The sequence below is a fragment of the Sphingomonas tagetis genome (assembly GCF_024211275.1).
Classification (GTDB): domain Bacteria; phylum Pseudomonadota; class Alphaproteobacteria; order Sphingomonadales; family Sphingomonadaceae; genus Sphingomonas; species Sphingomonas tagetis.
The window spans coordinates 47,920-63,486 of record NZ_JAMLDX010000007.1 but is presented as its reverse complement, the minus strand read 5'-3'; the positions used below and the strand labels follow the sequence as shown (position 1 = coordinate 63,486).

Below are 15,567 nucleotides of genomic sequence, written 5' to 3'. Positions count from 1 at the left end.
TCATGTCCTGAGTGCAGCCTATGTTACGAAAACATGGCGCTCAAGCCGTTACCCGGAAACCCCCTCCCGTTACCCGTTCGCCGGGCTCCGGCACCCGTTTTTCGCGTTGCGGACAAGGTCTTGCCCGCCCACCCTTTGGGCATGAATTGCGACAGGGCGGGGAGTTTTCGGTTGGTACGGATAGGGGTTGATGTCGGTGGAACCAACACCGACGCCGTACTGATGGACGGGGCCGCGATCGTCGCCTGGACGAAGCAGCCGACGACCGCCGATGTCAGTTCGGGCGTCGCCGCGGCGATCCGCGCGGTGCTGTCGCAGGGCGCGCTCGCGCCGGCCGCGGTGCAGGCGGTGATGATCGGCACCACCCACTTCACCAACGCGCTGGTCGAGCGGACCAGGCTCGATCAGGTCGGCGTGCTGCGGCTGGCGAGCCCCTCGGGCGAAGCGCTGCCGCCGCTGACCGGCTGGCCCGACGAGCTCAAACACTGCATTGGCGATCACGCCTTCCTGCTGCCCGGCGGCTACGAGGTCGACGGGCGCGAGATCGCGCCGTTCGACGCCGGCAAGGTGCGCGCAGCGGTGAAGGAACTGCGCACCCGCGGCATCCGGTCGATCGCGATCAGCAGCGCGTTCGCGCCGATCAACGCGTCGATGGAGGAGCAGGCGGGGGCGATCGTCCGCGCCGACTATCCTGACGCCGTCATCACCGTCTCCAACGCGATCGGGCGGATCGGCTTCATCGAGCGCGAGAATGCCGCGATCCTCAACGCCGCGCTGACCAGCCTTGCGGCGAACGTCGTCGCTTCGTTCGAACAGGCGCTGGCGCAGATCGGCATCGCCGCGCCGCTCTATATCTCGCAGAATGACGGCACGCTGATCTCGGCGGCGCAGGCGGCGGCGTTCCCGGTGCTGACGATGGGTTCCGGGCCGACCAATTCGATGCGTGGCGCGGCCTTCCTCACCGGGGTGACCGACGCGATCGTGATGGATGTCGGCGGCACCACCACCGATATCGGCGTGCTCGCCAACGGTTTCCCGCGCGAATCCTCGATCGCGGTCGATATCGGCGGGGTCCGCACCAATTTCCGCATGCCCGATATCCTCGCGATCGGGCTTGGCGGCGGGACGCGCGTGCATCTCGATCCTTCGCTCTATGCCGCGGGCGAGCTTGCGGCAGAGGCGCTCGAAGTCGGGCCGGATTCGGTCGGCTATCGCATCGCGCAGGATGCGCTGCTGTTCGGCGGGTCGACGCTGACGTCGAGCGACGTGGCGGTCGCGGCGGGGCGCGCGGCGTTCGGCGACCGCGCCGGACTGCCCGAATTCAGCCCGGCGGTGCTCGGCACGGTGTGGAACCGCTTCCAGGCGATCCTCGAAGAAGGCGTCGACCGCATGAAGACGACGCGCGGCGACGCCACCATCCTGGCCGTCGGCGGCGGCAGTTTCCTGATCGCCGACACGCTCAAGGGCGCGGCGCAGGTGATCCGCCCGCCGCATGCCGCGGTCGCCAATGCGGTGGGCGCGGCGATCGCGCAGGTCGGCGCGCAGGCCGAGCAGATCGTCGCCTATGACCAGGTGCCGCGCGCCACCGCGATCGAGAAGATGCGCGAGGAAGTGACCGCGCGCGCGGTCGCGGCCGGCGGCGATCCGGCCAGCGTTCAAATCGTGGAAGTGGATGAAGTGTTCCTGAGTTACCTCCCGGGCCGCGCGGCGCAGTTGCGCGTGCGTGCCGTCGCCGATCTTGCCGGACTGACCGTCCAGGCGCCGCGCGAAGCGCCGAAGAAGACGCTGGTCCGGCATGCGCATTGACCGGACGGCGCTCGCCGATCTTGCCACCGGCGCGGCCTTTCTCGGCTCGGGCGGGGGCGGGGACCCCTATTACAGCCAGCTGCTCGGCGAGGCCGAGCTGGCGCGGGTCGATTCGTTCGAGGTCGTCCCGCTCGACAGCCTCGCCGACGACGCGCTGGTCGTGCCGTGCGGCTGGATCGGCGCGCCGACCGTGTCGGTCGAGAAATTGCCGAGCGGGCGCGAGGCGCTCGCCGGGTTGAGGCGGCTCGAGCAGGAGATCGGACGGCCGATCGACGCGGTGCTGCCGATCGAGATCGGCGGCGGCAACGGCCTCGCGCCTTTGGTCAGCGCGGCGCGGCTCGGCGTGCCGGTGGTCGATGCCGACGGCATGGGCCGCGCCTTCCCCGAATCGCAGATGGCGATCTTCAACATTCACGGCCTGTCGGCCTGCCCGTCGGTGCTGACCGCGGCATGCGGGTCGCTCAACGTGATCGAGACCGACGACAATCTGACTCACGAGCGCGTCGCGCGCGGGCTGTCGGTGGCGCTCGGCGGAATCGCCCACATGGTCGAATATCCGCTGAGCGGGCGTCAGGCGAAGGATCATGCGATCGGCGGCAGCGTGTCGGCGGCGATCGCGGCGGGTGCGGCGATCCGGCTGGCGCGGGCGAGCGGCGACGATCCGTTCGAGGCGCTCTATGCGGCGCTGCGCGCCTCGGGACTTTACCCCTTTGCCGGCGAGATTTTCGACGGCAAGATCGTCGATCTCGAGCGCGAGACTCGCGGCGGGTTCTCCGTCGGGCGCGTGGTGATCGAGAGCTTCGGGGGCGGCGACCGCATGGATCTCGAATTCCAGAACGAGAATCTGATTGCCCGCCGCAATGGCGAGGTGGTGGCGATGGTGCCCGACCTGATCACCGTGATGGATCGCGAGACCGCGGATTCGATCACCACCGAGCGGTTGAAATACGGCCAGCGCGTCAAGATCGTCGGCGCCGCCGCCCCGGCGATGCTGCGCGAGGCGCAGGCGCTCAAATTCGTCGGCCCCGCCGCTTTCGGCTTCGGCGACGCCTATCGCCCGATCGAGGAACTCAACGGCTGGACGCAAGCGTGAGCGGCGGACAGCCCGGCGGCGAATATGCCAATGGCCCGCTGCCCGAAAGTCTGACCGTCGCCGGCTGGCGCGTCGCGCTGATCGTCGCGAGCTTCAACATCGCGCTACCCGGGTTCCTCAACGGCGCACAGATCGGCCTCGCGCTCGGCTTCTGGAGCGCGGTGATCGTCGGCCTGCTCGCCGGCGGTATCCTCAGCGCCGGTGCGATCTTCACCGCCTGGGTCAGCGTGCGCACGCGGCTTACCACTTATCTGCTGATCCAGCGCTCGTTCGGGCTGCGCGGCGCGGCACTGGTCAACATCGTCGTCGCCATCGTGCATTATTGCTGGTTCGGGGTGAACGTGTCGTTCTTCGGCGGGGCGATCGTCGCGTTGGTGGGGCAGGGCTATGCCATCCCCGGCGATTTCACCGCCTTCGTGATCGTCGGCAGCCTGCTGATGATCGTCTCGACCATCTATGGCTTCAGGGCGCTCGACCGGCTGGCGCTGATCGCGGTGCCGCTGCTCGCCGCGATCCTTGCCGCCGTAGCGATCTTCGCACTGCACCGCTACGGCTTTGTCGCCGCGCCCTCGGCCAACCCGCCCGAGCCGATGAGCTTCGGCATCGCGCTCTCGGCGCTGATCGGCGGCAACATGCTGACGGTGGCGGCGATGCCCGATTTGTCGCGCTACATCCGCAGCGTGAAGGGTGCGACGGCGAGCATGATCCTGTCCTTCCCGATCGCGACGCCGCTGCTGCTGGTCGCCGCCGCCTTGCCCGCGCTGGCGACGGGCGAGACCGACATCATGAAGCTGGTGACGATGTTCGGCTTCGGGCTGCCGGTGCTGCTGATCCTGATCCTGTCGATCTGGACGATCAATGCCGCCAATCTCTACTCCGCCAGCCTGTCGATGCGGGCGACCTTCCCGAAAGTGCGCGAATGGATCTTCATCTGCGCGGGCGGCGCGGTCGGCGGCGCGTTCGCGGTGGCGGGGATCATCGACGCGTTCATCCCGTTCCTGATCTTCCTCGGCATCCTGATCCCGCCGATCGCAGCAATCTATGTGATCGACACCTTCATCACCTTCCGCGGCGTCGATGCGGCGCATTCGCTCGCGACGCTGCCGGCGGTGCGCTGGCCGGCGATCGTGGTGTGGCTCGGCTCGATCGCCGGTGCGCTCGGGCTGGAGCGGGCGGGGCTGACCTTCACCACCGTGCCGATGCTCGACGCGACGATCTTTGCCACCGCCGCCTATCTCGCGGTGATCAAGTTCGCGCCGGCCACAGTTGATAGTGACTCGCAACAAGAAGCGGTTTAACGCGATCCGATGTACCGTCGGGATGTGATCGATGAGCATGGATAGCGCCCCGGCCGGCACCTGGCGGCGGCGCGGCGATCAGGCGCTGCGGCTGATCACCGCGATGCCGCTCGGCTATGCCGTGGCGACGCTCTGGGCGATGGCGCTCTCGCGCATCCTGCCGATGCGGCCCGACGAGGCGACCGGCGGCGGCATGCTGGTGGCGTTCGTGCTGTGCGCGGTGATCGCGATGTGGGCCTATGCCGCGGCGAGCGGGTGGCGCGCGTTCCGGCTGGTGCTGATCGCCGGACTGATTGCGGCCGCGATCGCCTGGATCGCGGTGGCGACCGGGGGGCGGGCATGAGCGAAGCCAAGGCCCAGAGCCTGCGCCAGTCGCAATCGACGCTGCACACCTGGTCGGGGCTGCTGCTCGGCTGGCTGTTGTTCGCGGTGTTCGTGACCGGCACGATCGCCTTCTACCGCGAGGGACTCAACCGCTGGATGCGGCCCGAGACCGCGCCGATCGCCGATCCGATGCGCGTGGTCGCCGGGGCACAGCGTTACCTGCAGGACAAGGCGCCCGATGCCAAAAGCTGGTCCTTTTACGTGCCCGACCGTGACGCGCCGGGCTCGGTCGTCAACTATCGGCCGCAGCCCAAGGCGGGCGAAAGCGGGGGCGGACGGCGGCGCAATCAGACGCTGATCGGTGCCGAGGGCAAGCCCGTGGCGGCGCGCGAGACGCGCGGCGGCGAGTTCTTCTACCGCTTCCATTTCGACCTCTATTACATGCCGGTGATCTGGGCGCGCTGGCTGGTCGGCATCGCCGCGATGTTCATGCTGGTCGCGATCCTGACCGGCGTGGTGACGCACAAGAAGATCTTCCGCGATTTCTTCACGCTGCGGCGGGGCAAGGGGCAGCGTTCGTGGCTCGACGGACATAATGCGACCGCGGTGCTTGGGCTGCCGTTCCACCTGATGATCACCTATACCGGCCTAGTCACGCTGATGGTGACCCTGCTGCCCTGGGCGGCGAGCGCGGCGTTCGACAAGCATTCGGACTTCTACGACGCGCTCTATCCCGAGGCACCGGCGGTCGAGCGCGCCAACAAGCCCGCACCCTTGGTCGATCTGACGGCGCTTGTCCGCGATGCCGAGCAACGGCTGGGCGGCGCGGCGGGCCATGTCGAGGTCACCGACCCCAACGACGCCGCCTCGCGCGTCACCATCCACCTCGCGATGCGCTCGCAACTGTCCTCGCGCACGCCCAAGCTCACTTATGATGGCACCAATGGCAAACTGCTGTGGCGCTCGCCGCCGCAGGGCGGGGCGTCGGTGACCGCGGGCGCGATGATCGGCGTGCATGCCGGGCGCTTCGGCGACCATTGGGTGCGCCTGCTCTATTTCCTGTGCGGCGTCGCCGGATCGGTGATGGTCGGCAGCGGCCTCGTGATGTGGACGGTCAAGCGGCGCGAGAAATTGCCCGATCCGGACAAACCGCATTTCGGCTTCAGGCTGGTCGAGCGGCTCAACGTCGCCGCGGTCGGCGGGCTGCCGCTCGGCATCGCGGCGATGTTCTGGGCCAACCGCCTGCTGCCCGTCGGGATGGCGGGTCGCGCGGAGTGGGAGATCCATTGCCTGTTCCTGGCATGGGGCGCTTCGGCGATCCTCGCCACCCTAGCGCCGCCGCGCGCCAACTGGGTGGCGCTGACGAGCCTCAGCGGCGTGCTGCTGGCGGCACTGCCCTTCTACAACCTCGTGGCGACCGGCAACGGCTTCTTCGCCGCTCTGGCGCGGGGTGACGGGCTGATCGCGGGCGTCGATGCGGCGCTGCTGGTGTTCGGCATCGCCTTCCTCGCCATCGCGCGGCGCGTGGCGCGGCACAAGCCAGCCGGCCGCCGCGTGCGCCGGCGCGACCGCGCGATTCCCGCGGCGGCGATGGCGCCGGCGGAATGATCGCGCTCGAGCTCCTCCTTGCGACGCTGGCGTTCGCACTGTTCGGCTTCGCCACGCACGAGCATCACCGCAAGCGGCTGGGCAGGCCGCTCGAACCGGCGCGGGCGCGGCGCCTGCGGGTCGCGGCATGGGTAGCGCTCGCCGCCGCCTTCCCACCCGCCATTGTCTCGCACGGATGGGTTTTTGGCCCGATCGAATGGGCGGGCAGCGTCATGTTGGGCGCAGGGATCATATTCCTGGCGCTCAATTTCCTGCCGGACCGTAAAGCTCAGTAACGAGGAGAGTTGTCGTCATGAAAAAGCTGATCATCGCCGCGCTTGCGCTGACCGCCGCTGGCGCCGCGCAGGCGCATGAAGTGTGGATCGAGCGCGGCGCCAACGGCAAGGCGCAGATCTGGCTGGGCGAGCCCGAGCGCCCGCTGCATGTCGGCGGCGATCCCGCCTTCCCCAACCTCAAGGCGCCAAAGCTGGTCCCGGCCTCGACCGCGGCGCAGACGCGCGGTGCGGGCTTCATCGAAGTCGATGTCCCGGCCGGCGACGTGCGCGCATGGGACGACAATGTGTTCAAGCCGTGGACCGAAGACGGCAAGACCGCCGGCGCGGCCTATTACGCCCGCTCGGGCCGCAGCGAGACCAAGGCGCTGCTGCCGTTCGAAATCGTGCCCGTGACGGCGAATGGCAATCGCTTCACGCTGACCCGCGACGGCAAGCCGGTCGCCGGCACCGAAGTGACGGTGGTGTCGCCGCAGCGCTGGATGCTGGTGCAGAAGACCGACGCCAGCGGCCAGTTCGACGTGCCGGTGCGCGAGGCGGGCCGCTACATCCTCAAGGCCGAGGCGAAGGACGAAGGCGACTTCACCACGGGCGGCGGCAAGGTCGCGATCCTGAGCCGCGTGACGACGACCTCGTTCGTGCACAAGTGATCCGGAATAGCCCCTCCCCCTTCAGGGGAGGGGCTGGAAGTTACGTCAGGCCAAAGCTTCGAACCTGAAATTGCTGAACCGCGCCTCGCCTTCGCCCGCCGAGTAAAGCCCGGGGCGAAGCATCAGGAAGCCGCCGCGGACATTGTGGTGGTAGCCCGACACTTCCATCCCGCGGTCGAACCTGACCCATGTTTTCCCGCCGTCGCTCGACGTGTCGTAGGTGACGATGTGGCGGTTGTTCATCACACGCATCCGCAGCTTGCGCCCATGCGGGTTGGCCGGGCGTCCGCGCTCGATGCCGTATTGATGCGTGACGAAACGCTTCTCGTCGAAGCCGAGCCCGCAATAGAGCTTCTCGTCATAAAACAGGATCAGCCCGGCGACGCCGCCCGGCGCGATCTCGATATCGCATTCGAAACGGTATGCCGGGTCGCCCGCGATCAGCAGCAGCGGGGAAGAGCTCGATGGCGCCACCCCGCGCGCCTTGAGCACCAGCGATCCCTTCTCGATCCGCGCGCGCGTCCGCTCGTCGGGAGCGGGCTTGAAGAAATTCCACTTGGTGCCGAGCGCGAGCGCCGTGAAATCGTCCGACAGCTTCATGCCGTGCGGCCCGACCTTCTCGCCGTCCTTGGGCTTGGCGATCGGCTGCGACAGGTCGCCGCCCTTCATCCGGAACCAGCCGTCCGCGGTCCATTCGACCGGATCGAGCAGCGCCTGCCGCCCCAGCGTCCAGAACCCGTTCTCGAAGCCGTGATAGACTGCCCACCAGCCGCCATCCGGCCCCTCGACCAGCGTCGCATGCCCGCGCGACCACCATTTCTCGTCGGCCGAGCGCGTGCGCACCAGCGGGTTGGCCGGGCAATTCTCCCACGGCCCATGAATCGACTTCGACCGCGCGGCGATGACCATATGCCCGGTCGGTGGCCCCGCGGTGCCGCCGACCGCGGTGATCATGTAGAACCAGCCATTGTGCCGCGTGATCTTCGGCCCCTCCGGCGCGAAGCCCTCGACGATCCAGTCGCTCGGATAGCGCCACGGGTCATAGACATGCTCGGGCTCGCCGATGCGGCTCAGACCGTCGTCGGACAGCCGCACGCGGTCTCCGCCCGACAGGAACAGCCAGCGGCTGCCATCCTCGCCCACGGCATGGCCGGGATCGATATGGTTGGGCAGCTTCAAGTCGATCGGATCGGACCACGGCCCCTCGATCTTGTCCGCCCAGATCACCCAACTGGTGTTCGGGCCCTTGGTCGGAATGTAGAGATAATAGCGGCCCTTGTGCTTGCACAGTTCGGGCGCCCACACCGACCCGATATTCTTCGTCAGCGCCGCGCCGACCGGGCGCCAGTTGATCAGGTCGCGCGAGTGCCAGATGACCAGCCCGGGATAGGACTCGAAGGTCGAGAAGGTCATGTAATAGTCCTTCCCGTCCTTCAGGATCGTCGGATCGGGATGGTCGCCCGCCATCAGCGGGTTGAGGAAGCGCCCGTCGCCGAGATCGGCAATGCGCTGATTGTCGAAGCCGCGCTTCCAGTCAGGAGCCGGCTTGGCGCGCGTCTGCGCCGCGAGCGGCAGCGCCGCCGTGCCACCGCTGGCAATCGCTGCGCCCATCAATCCGCGCCGGGACAACTGCATTCGCAACTCCTTTAGAGGAACAGGCCCTTGGCCCAGTTCAGATAGAGGTCCGGCCATGCCGCCACGGGTTTCCCGATCGTGAAGCGCAGCCCGAAGCCGTGGCCGCCCTCGTTGAACAGGTGAGTCTCGACCGGGACGCCCTTCGCCTTCAACGCCGCGCGCAGCAGCAGTGCGTTCTCGACCGGTACGGTCTTGTCGTCCTCGGCATGCGCCAGGAACACTGGCGGCGCATCGGCGGGGACGTTGAGGTGCGGCGAATGCGCGTCCTCCAGCGATCGCGGCGCGTCCTTGCCGATCAGCAGCTCGCGCGAGCCGGCATGGGCGTGCGGCGCGGACATGCTGATCACCGGGTAGATCGGCGCCGCGGCGATCGGGCGCGCGGAGAGCCGGTCGGCGGCGTCGATGCCCCTATAGGTCGGCGTCGCGAAGCGGGTGAGCAGATCGGCACAGAGATGTCCGCCCGCCGAGAAGCCCATCGTCGCGACCCGCGCGGGATCGATACCGTAATCCTTCGCGCGATGCCGGATCAGCCGCATCGCGCGCTGCGCATCGGACAGCGCGACATTCGGCCCTGCCGCCCAGCCGTCGCCGGGCAGGCGATAGAACAGTACGAACACGGTGATGCCGCGCGCCGCCAGCAACCGGCCGAGTTCATAGCCTTCCTTGTCGACCACCACCCAGCGATAGCCGCCGCCCGGCGTGATCATCACCGCCGCGCCATTGGGCCTGGCCGGACGAAACACCACGAGGCGCGGGCGGGTGATGCCCAGCACCGCGCGGTCGTTGAGCTTCGCCGGATCGGTGCTGCGCTCGTTGACGGTTTCGGTCGGCGGCGTGCGCGGCATGCCCGGCGCGCCGCCGGGCCACAGGTCGATCGACTCGACCGGACCAGGAAGCGCCGCCGGCCCGGATTTGAGGGCTGGCGGGGCAGTTTGGCCGCGGGTCGCGACAGGGAGGAGGAGACTGCTCCCCGCGGCTGTCAGAAAGGCGCGGCGGCCAAGGCCCGCAGGCCCGCCCGCCGCGTTCATGTCATCGCTCACATCTTCACTCGGGCACCGAACAGGATCGTGCGGCCGAAATGGTTGTTCTCGTAAGCGCGCTGCGCGGCGGCATCGACATAGCGCGTGCGATAGGTGTCGAGCAGGTTGGACCCCTCCACCGACAGCTCGATCCAGTCGGTCAGCTTGTAGCGCACCGAGGCATCGACGTTGGTATAGCTCTGATAGCCTTCGAACACGTTGTTGTTGCCGCTGCCATTGTCGTTGAACGGTCCGCGATAGGCCCATGACGCACGCGCGCTGAACTTGCCGTCGTCATAATAAATCGTGGCGTTGTATGCCCGCTTCGACAGGTTGAGCAGCGTCGAGGTGTAGTTGGCCGGAACGCCCACGAGCGAGCAGGCCGACGTCGGCGTGGCGCGCGTGCAGGCGTTCACCGCGGGGCCGGTCAGGCGGTAGGTCGCGGTCGAATCGACGAAGGTCGCATTGGCCTGCATGCCGAAATTGCTGAGCAGCCCCGGCAGGAAGCTGAACGGCATCTGCAGCGAGATTTCCGCGCCCTTCAGGTTGGCGCCCGCGCCGTTGACGAAGCCGGTGATCGTCCAGATCGGCTGGCCCAGCAGCGCCGGATTGACGCTCGCCGGATCCGACGGGTTGAGCACCGATGGCGGAAGCCCGGTTTCGAGGAAGGTGCCGGTGCGCGTCGCGCTGATCGCGAAGCTTTCGATATCCTTCTTGAACAGCGCGATCGAAAGTACCGATTCGGGGCGGAAATACCATTCCACCGCGACGTCGTACGCGGTCGCGCGCGTCGGATTGAGCTGCGGATTGCCGAAGCTGATCGTCTGCGCGAAGCCCGAGGCCGAGCCGCCCGGGGTGAGCTGGCCGAGGCCCGGCCGCGTCATCACCTTGGCCACCGCGCCGCGGATGATGATGTCGCGCGAGGGATAGAGCGCGAGGTTGGCGGCGGGCAGCCAGTCGTCATAGCTGCGCTCGACCGTGATCTGCTGGCCGTTGTTGATGCCATAGGAGGACTGGTCGGTGCGGACGTAGCGAATGCCCGCGTTGAGCGCATAATCGAGGCCGAGCAGGCTGCCCTTGGCGTCGAACTGAAGATAGGCGCCCTTGGTGGTTTCCTGCACGCCGCGCATGTTGCCGGTGTCTGCCACCAGCGGGCGGTTGTAGAGCCGCGTGAACTCGAGCGCGGCGGGGAAGGCGGGGATGACCCATTGCGTGGTCGTGCCGGCGGGCTGGCCGGCATTGGGCAACGTGACCAACTCGGACAGTGCCGCGGTGCCGCGGAAGCCATAGACCGCGGTCGGCCCGAACACGCTCGACGCGGTGCAGGTGATCGTGCCGAGCACCACGTCGGCGCCCGCTGCCGGGCAGACGGTGGTGTTGCGGCTGGCGGCGGTGAGGTCGAAATTATAGCGGCGCCACACCGCGCCGGCCTTGAGCGTGAACCCCTCGGCCACGTCCCATTCGGTGCGCAGCTGCGCGGTCTTGAACCGGTTGGTGTTGTTCGACGGCGCGTCGCGCAGCTCGGCGAGCTGGAAGTTGGTCGGATCGGTGACGCTGGTGCCATAGGTCAGCACCGGATGGTCCATGTCGCTATAGTCGTATTTATAGCCCTGCGCGTCGCGGTCGTCGTACATCAGCGTGGTTTCGACCGGCACGTCGGCGTTCGACTTCGACATGCCGCCCAGCACCGTGAAGCGGAAGGTGTCGCCGATTTCCTGGTCCCAGGTGCCGCCGAACTGGTAGAATTCGGTCTGCGACTTGCGCAGATAATGCTCGGTCCGGACATAGACGTCGTTGAGCGTCGCCGAGACCATGTTGCCGTTCGCGTCATAGACCGGACCGACCACGTCGATCGGCCGTTCGAGCGTGCGCAGCAGCACTTCGAGCCACTTCTCCTCGCGGTTCTCGCGGAAGCGCGAATAAAGGCCGTCAATCGAGATCTTGGTCGAATCGGTCGGCGCGAACTGGATCGAGCCGGTCAGCCCGATCCGCTCGCGGTCGTGCCGGACGATGCCGTAGCGCGGGATGCGCGGGTGGAAGGCGAGCGCGGCGCGGTCGCATATCGTGCTCGGGCGATAGAAGCCGCCCGAATTGGCGACCGCGGTGCCACCGGTCGCGGCGTTGACCGAATAATAGCAGGGGTTGCCGTCGACCGAGTCGAAATAGGCCTGCGCCCAGCGCACGGTGTTGTTCCCGACCTCGAGCGTATCGGTCTTCGAATAGGCGGCGGAGGCGGCGACGCCGAACGTGCCGGCCTCGTTGCGCCAGCCGATCAGCCCGGCGACGCGCGGCCCGACATTCTGCGACAGGTCGTTATACGACCCTTGCGCCGACAGCACGGCGGTCAGCCCGGCCTTGCCCGACAGCGGGTTGCCGGTGTTGAGATCGACGACCGCGCCGAGGGATCCCTCGTCGAGGCTCGCTTCCGCCGTCTTGTGCACGACCAGGCTCGAGAACAGCTCGGACGCGAACACGTTGAAGTCGAACGCGCGCTCGCGGTTGTTCGACGCGCCGTCCGAGGTTGTGGCGATCGTCTCGAGCCCGTTGACGCGGACGCGGGTGAATTGCGCGCCGAGCCCGCGCACGGTGATCGCACGGCCTTCGCCGCCGTCGCGCTGGATCGCGATGCCGGGGATGCGCTGGAGCGATTCGGCGAGATTCTGGTCGGGGAATTTGGCGATGTCCTCGGCGACGATGGCATCGACGGCGGCGACCGACTGCTTCTTCACGCTGAGCGCGGCATCGAGCGAGGCGCGGAAGCCGGAGACGACGATCTCCTCGCCTTCTTCGGCCGGCGCTTCTGCGGGCGCGTCCTGCGCCTGCGCGGTGGCGGCCCAGCTCGTGGCGATGACTGCAAGCGATGCTGCGCCAAGGAACCGGGCGGCGCGGTTGCGAAGAATGACCCGCATGTAACTTCCCCTCTGTACGGCGTCCTATGACACCGGTGGCTATATCGTGCCCATCGCCAGCCGGAGACGGGCAAAATCAGGTCGAGGAGGGATGCCGAAGCCGCGATTCGCGGCCCGAACAGTGCATTCCTCCCCTTTGCGCCGCGTCTTCGCGGTCCAACCCCGGTCATTTTGCGCTTGAGAAACCGGTGTCATAAGCACATTGTTCGCTTCGGCCGCGCATGTCAAGAAGGCGATCGAGCGCGCAACTGCGGGAGAGGATGAGGATGCAACCGTTACTGCTGCTGCTCGGCATGTTGCTGCTCGGCGGGGCTGCGCCGCCCGCGCCGGCGGTGCTGCTGTTCAGCCACACCACCGGTTTCCGCCATGCCTCGATCGAGCCCGCAGTGGCCGCGATCGGTGCGGCGGCGAAGGCGCGCGGCTATGCCGTGACCGCCAGCGCGGACCCGGCGCTGTTCGACGATGCCGCCCGGCTCAAGGGCTTCAAGGCGATCATACTGGTCAGCACCACCACCCGGCGCGACGATCCGGCCAGCGAGTGGCTGACCGGCCCCCGGCGCGACTCGCTGCAGGCGTTCGTGCGTGGCGGCGGCGGGGTGGTCGGCATCCATGGCGCCGCCGATTCGCATTATGGCTGGGACTGGTATGGCCGCATGATCGGCGCGCGCTTCGCCCGGCATCCCAAGGGTACGCCGGCGGGCATGCTGACTCGCGCCGACCTCGATCACCCCGCGATCCGTGCCTTGCCCGCCACCTTTCAGCACAGCGACGAATGGTATTGGTTCGACGATCTCGATCCGCGGCTGCGGCCGCTGCTGCTGCTCGATCCGCAATCGGTCGGCGAGAAAGGGGTGAATCCCCGCCCGCTCGCCTGGGCGCACGGCTTCGAGGGCGGTCGGGTCTTCTACACCGCGCTCGGCCACACCGCCGAAGCCTGGGCCGATCCGCGCGTGATCGGCCATGTCATGGGCGGCATCGACTGGGCAACCGGCCGCGGCGCGCGGGCGATGGCGGTGATCGACGAGGCCGCCAAACAGCGCGACGAACCGACCCCGCACGGCAAGATCGGCATGAGCACCGCCTGGCGCATCACCGACGGCGTGCCGGGCCGGATGATGGAGTATCGCAAGCGCGCGCTGCATCCCGGCTCGGCGATCGGCGTGCATCCGATCGACCATGACGAAGTCTATGCCGTCGTCTCGGGCGAGGGCGAGGTGGTCTCGGACGGGGTCACGGCCAAGCTCAAGCCCGGCATGACCGCCTATCTCTACACCGGCGCGCAGGTCGGCATTCGCCAGACCGGCAGCGCGCCGCTGGTCCTCATCATCAGCTATCCGCTCGAAAAGGTCCCCCAGCCATGATCTCTCGCCGCCATTTCCTCGTCGGGACCGCCGCGCTCACGCTCCCCGCACCGGTCTTCGCGCAGACCGCACCGCGCGCGCAGATCCTCGAGACGATGAAGCGCGCGACTCGCTTCATGGTCGAGAAGATCGCCTATCGCGGCGGCTATCTCTGGTCGTACCTGCCCGACCGTTCGCGCGTCTGGGGCGAGATCGAAGCGTACAAGTCGATGATCTGGGTGCAGCCGCCGGGCACGGCGACGATGGGGCATCTCTATCTCGACGCGTACCACGCGACCGGCGACGACTATTATTATCAGGCCGCCGCCAAGGCCGCCGAAGGGCTGATCGCAGGCCAGCTCCCCACGGGCGGCTGGGGCTATTTCGTCGATTTCGCCGGCCCCGCCTCGACCCGGCGCTGGTACGAGACGATCGGCAAGAACGCCTGGCGGATGGAGGAATTCCAGCACAATTGGGGCAACGCCACCTTCGATGATCAGGGCACCGGCGAGGCGATCCGGCTGCTGATCCGCATCTATGCCGAAAAGCGCGAGAAGCGCTTCAAGGCGGGATTGGACAAGGCGATCGAGTTCCTCTTCGCGAGCCAGCTGCCCAATGGCGGCTGGCCGCAGCGCTGGCCGCGGGTGAAGAATGGCGGGCTGCACGGGCGACCCGACTATACCGGCCTCATCACCTTCAACGACGGGGTGATCCACGACAATATCGACGTGCTGCTCACCTATCATCAGGCGATCGGCGACCAGCGCATCCTGCCCGCGATCGAACGCGCGATGGACATCTACCTCAGGACTCAGCAGCCCGCACCGCAAGCCGGCTGGGGGCTGCAGCACACGATGGACTTGAAACCGGCCGGCGCGCGCACTTACGAGCCCGCCGCTCTCGTCACGCACACCACCGCGTCGAACATCGAACAGCTGCTCAACTTCTACCGGCTGACCGGCAACGCCAAATATCTCGCGCCGGTCCCGGCCGCGCTCGACTGGCTGGAAAGCGTGCGGCTGCCCGCGAGCCTGCAGGTCGGCGGGCGGCAATTCCCGACCTTTGTCGAGATCGGCACCAACAAGCCGCTGTTCGTCCACCGCCGCGGCTCGAACGTCGTCAACGGCGCCTATTATGCCGACTACGATCCCGCCAACACGATCGGCCATTACAACGCCCGCCGCTCGATCGACACGGCAAAACTTCGGCGCGACTATGAGGCGCTCAAGGCGATGCTGGGCGGGGTGGCGTCGAAGGACTCGCCGCTGCTCAAAGGGCGCCAGCCGCTGCCGAAATATGTCCTCGCGGCGGTCGAGGCGGGATCGGACAAGAATGTCGTCGCCGGCAAGGATGCGCACGCGCTGGTCGCGACGCTCAACGCCGAGGGCTGGTGGCCGACCCGGCTCAACGCGACCAGCCATCCCTATGCCGGGCCGGGGCCGAAGACGGTCGCGCCGGGCGATTTCCGCTCGACCGATGTCGGCGACCGCACCGACACGTCGCCGTTCGAGGTCAAGGACGGGCCGGTCGGCATCTCGACAGGCACATTCATCGATCATATGATCACACTAATGAACGCGCTGCGGCGCGCTTTTTAATCACGGCAGGAGGTG

The 15,567-nt window shown here is 67.7% G+C and carries 12 protein-coding genes and 1 pseudogene; 10 read left to right on the top strand and 3 right to left on the bottom strand.

What is annotated here, in order from left to right; genetic code table 11:
- Positions 1–141 precede the first annotated feature (141 nt).
- From M9978_RS10700 to M9978_RS10670, 7 genes are read left to right on the top strand one after another with little or no spacing between them, the layout of a single operon-like run.
- Complete coding sequence (locus tag M9978_RS10700; RefSeq protein WP_302053930.1) at positions 142–1,806, top strand: hydantoinase/oxoprolinase N-terminal domain-containing protein; 1,665 nt, start codon at positions 142–144, stop codon at positions 1,804–1,806.
- Entirely contained in the window at positions 1,796–2,899 is a 1,104-nt protein-coding gene (locus M9978_RS10695; protein ID WP_254293031.1) for an S-methyl thiohydantoin desulfurase family protein, read from the top strand. The genes M9978_RS10700 and M9978_RS10695 overlap by 11 nt, the downstream gene beginning before the upstream one ends.
- Positions 2,896–4,197: a purine-cytosine permease family protein gene (locus M9978_RS10690; RefSeq protein ID WP_254293030.1), complete on the top strand. Its 1,302-nt coding sequence runs from the start codon at positions 2,896–2,898 to the stop codon at positions 4,195–4,197. The genes M9978_RS10695 and M9978_RS10690 overlap by 4 nt, the downstream gene beginning before the upstream one ends.
- A gap of 31 nt (positions 4,198–4,228) precedes the next feature.
- Positions 4,229–4,540 carry a hypothetical protein gene (locus M9978_RS10685; protein WP_254293029.1) on the top strand — a complete coding sequence of 104 codons (312 nt, stop codon included), beginning with the start codon at positions 4,229–4,231 and terminating at the stop codon, positions 4,538–4,540.
- Positions 4,537–6,129 carry a PepSY-associated TM helix domain-containing protein gene (locus M9978_RS10680; protein WP_254293028.1) on the top strand — a complete coding sequence of 531 codons (1,593 nt, stop codon included), beginning with the start codon at positions 4,537–4,539 and terminating at the stop codon, positions 6,127–6,129. Before M9978_RS10685 ends, M9978_RS10680 begins: the two co-directional genes overlap by 4 nt.
- Positions 6,126–6,404 (top strand): DUF3325 family protein, encoded by a 279-nt coding sequence (locus M9978_RS10675; RefSeq protein WP_254293027.1) that lies wholly within the window; start codon positions 6,126–6,128, stop codon positions 6,402–6,404. Before M9978_RS10680 ends, M9978_RS10675 begins: the two co-directional genes overlap by 4 nt.
- A gap of 17 nt (positions 6,405–6,421) precedes the next feature.
- Positions 6,422–7,051, top strand: a complete 630-nt coding sequence (locus M9978_RS10670; RefSeq protein ID WP_254293026.1) for a DUF4198 domain-containing protein — start codon at positions 6,422–6,424, stop codon at positions 7,049–7,051.
- Between the two features lie 45 nt (positions 7,052–7,096).
- On the opposite strand, the gene M9978_RS10665 is transcribed toward M9978_RS10670, so the two are convergent.
- Genes M9978_RS10665 through M9978_RS10655 form a run of 3 tightly spaced genes read right to left on the bottom strand, consistent with a single transcriptional unit; the run spans position 7,097 to position 12,614 of the window.
- The gene (locus M9978_RS10665) at positions 7,097–8,686 is read right to left on the bottom strand and encodes a family 43 glycosylhydrolase (RefSeq protein WP_254293025.1); all 1,590 of its coding nucleotides are present in this window, start codon (positions 8,684–8,686) and stop codon (positions 7,097–7,099) included.
- An 11-nt stretch (positions 8,687–8,697) separates the two neighbouring features.
- On the bottom strand, positions 8,698–9,714 hold the full coding sequence (locus M9978_RS10660; RefSeq protein WP_302053939.1) for an alpha/beta hydrolase: 1,017 nt from the start codon (positions 9,712–9,714) through the stop codon (positions 8,698–8,700).
- Between the two features lie 8 nt (positions 9,715–9,722).
- The gene (locus M9978_RS10655; protein ID WP_254293023.1) at positions 9,723–12,614 is read right to left on the bottom strand and encodes a TonB-dependent receptor; all 2,892 of its coding nucleotides are present in this window, start codon (positions 12,612–12,614) and stop codon (positions 9,723–9,725) included.
- Between the two features lie 221 nt (positions 12,615–12,835).
- Here M9978_RS10655 and M9978_RS10650 point away from each other — a divergent pair.
- The 3 genes and pseudogenes from M9978_RS10650 to M9978_RS10640 all read left to right on the top strand — a co-directional run.
- Positions 12,836–13,588 (top strand): annotated as a pseudogene (locus tag M9978_RS10650) (ThuA domain-containing protein); the annotation flags it as partial.
- Positions 13,580–13,975: a cupin domain-containing protein gene (locus tag M9978_RS10645; protein WP_254293235.1), complete on the top strand. Its 396-nt coding sequence runs from the start codon at positions 13,580–13,582 to the stop codon at positions 13,973–13,975. The pseudogene M9978_RS10650 and the gene M9978_RS10645, both read left to right, overlap by 9 nt.
- Positions 13,972–15,552 (top strand): pectate lyase, encoded by a 1,581-nt coding sequence (locus tag M9978_RS10640; protein ID WP_254293022.1) that lies wholly within the window; start codon positions 13,972–13,974, stop codon positions 15,550–15,552. Before M9978_RS10645 ends, M9978_RS10640 begins: the two co-directional genes overlap by 4 nt.
- Positions 15,553–15,567 lie beyond the last annotated feature (15 nt).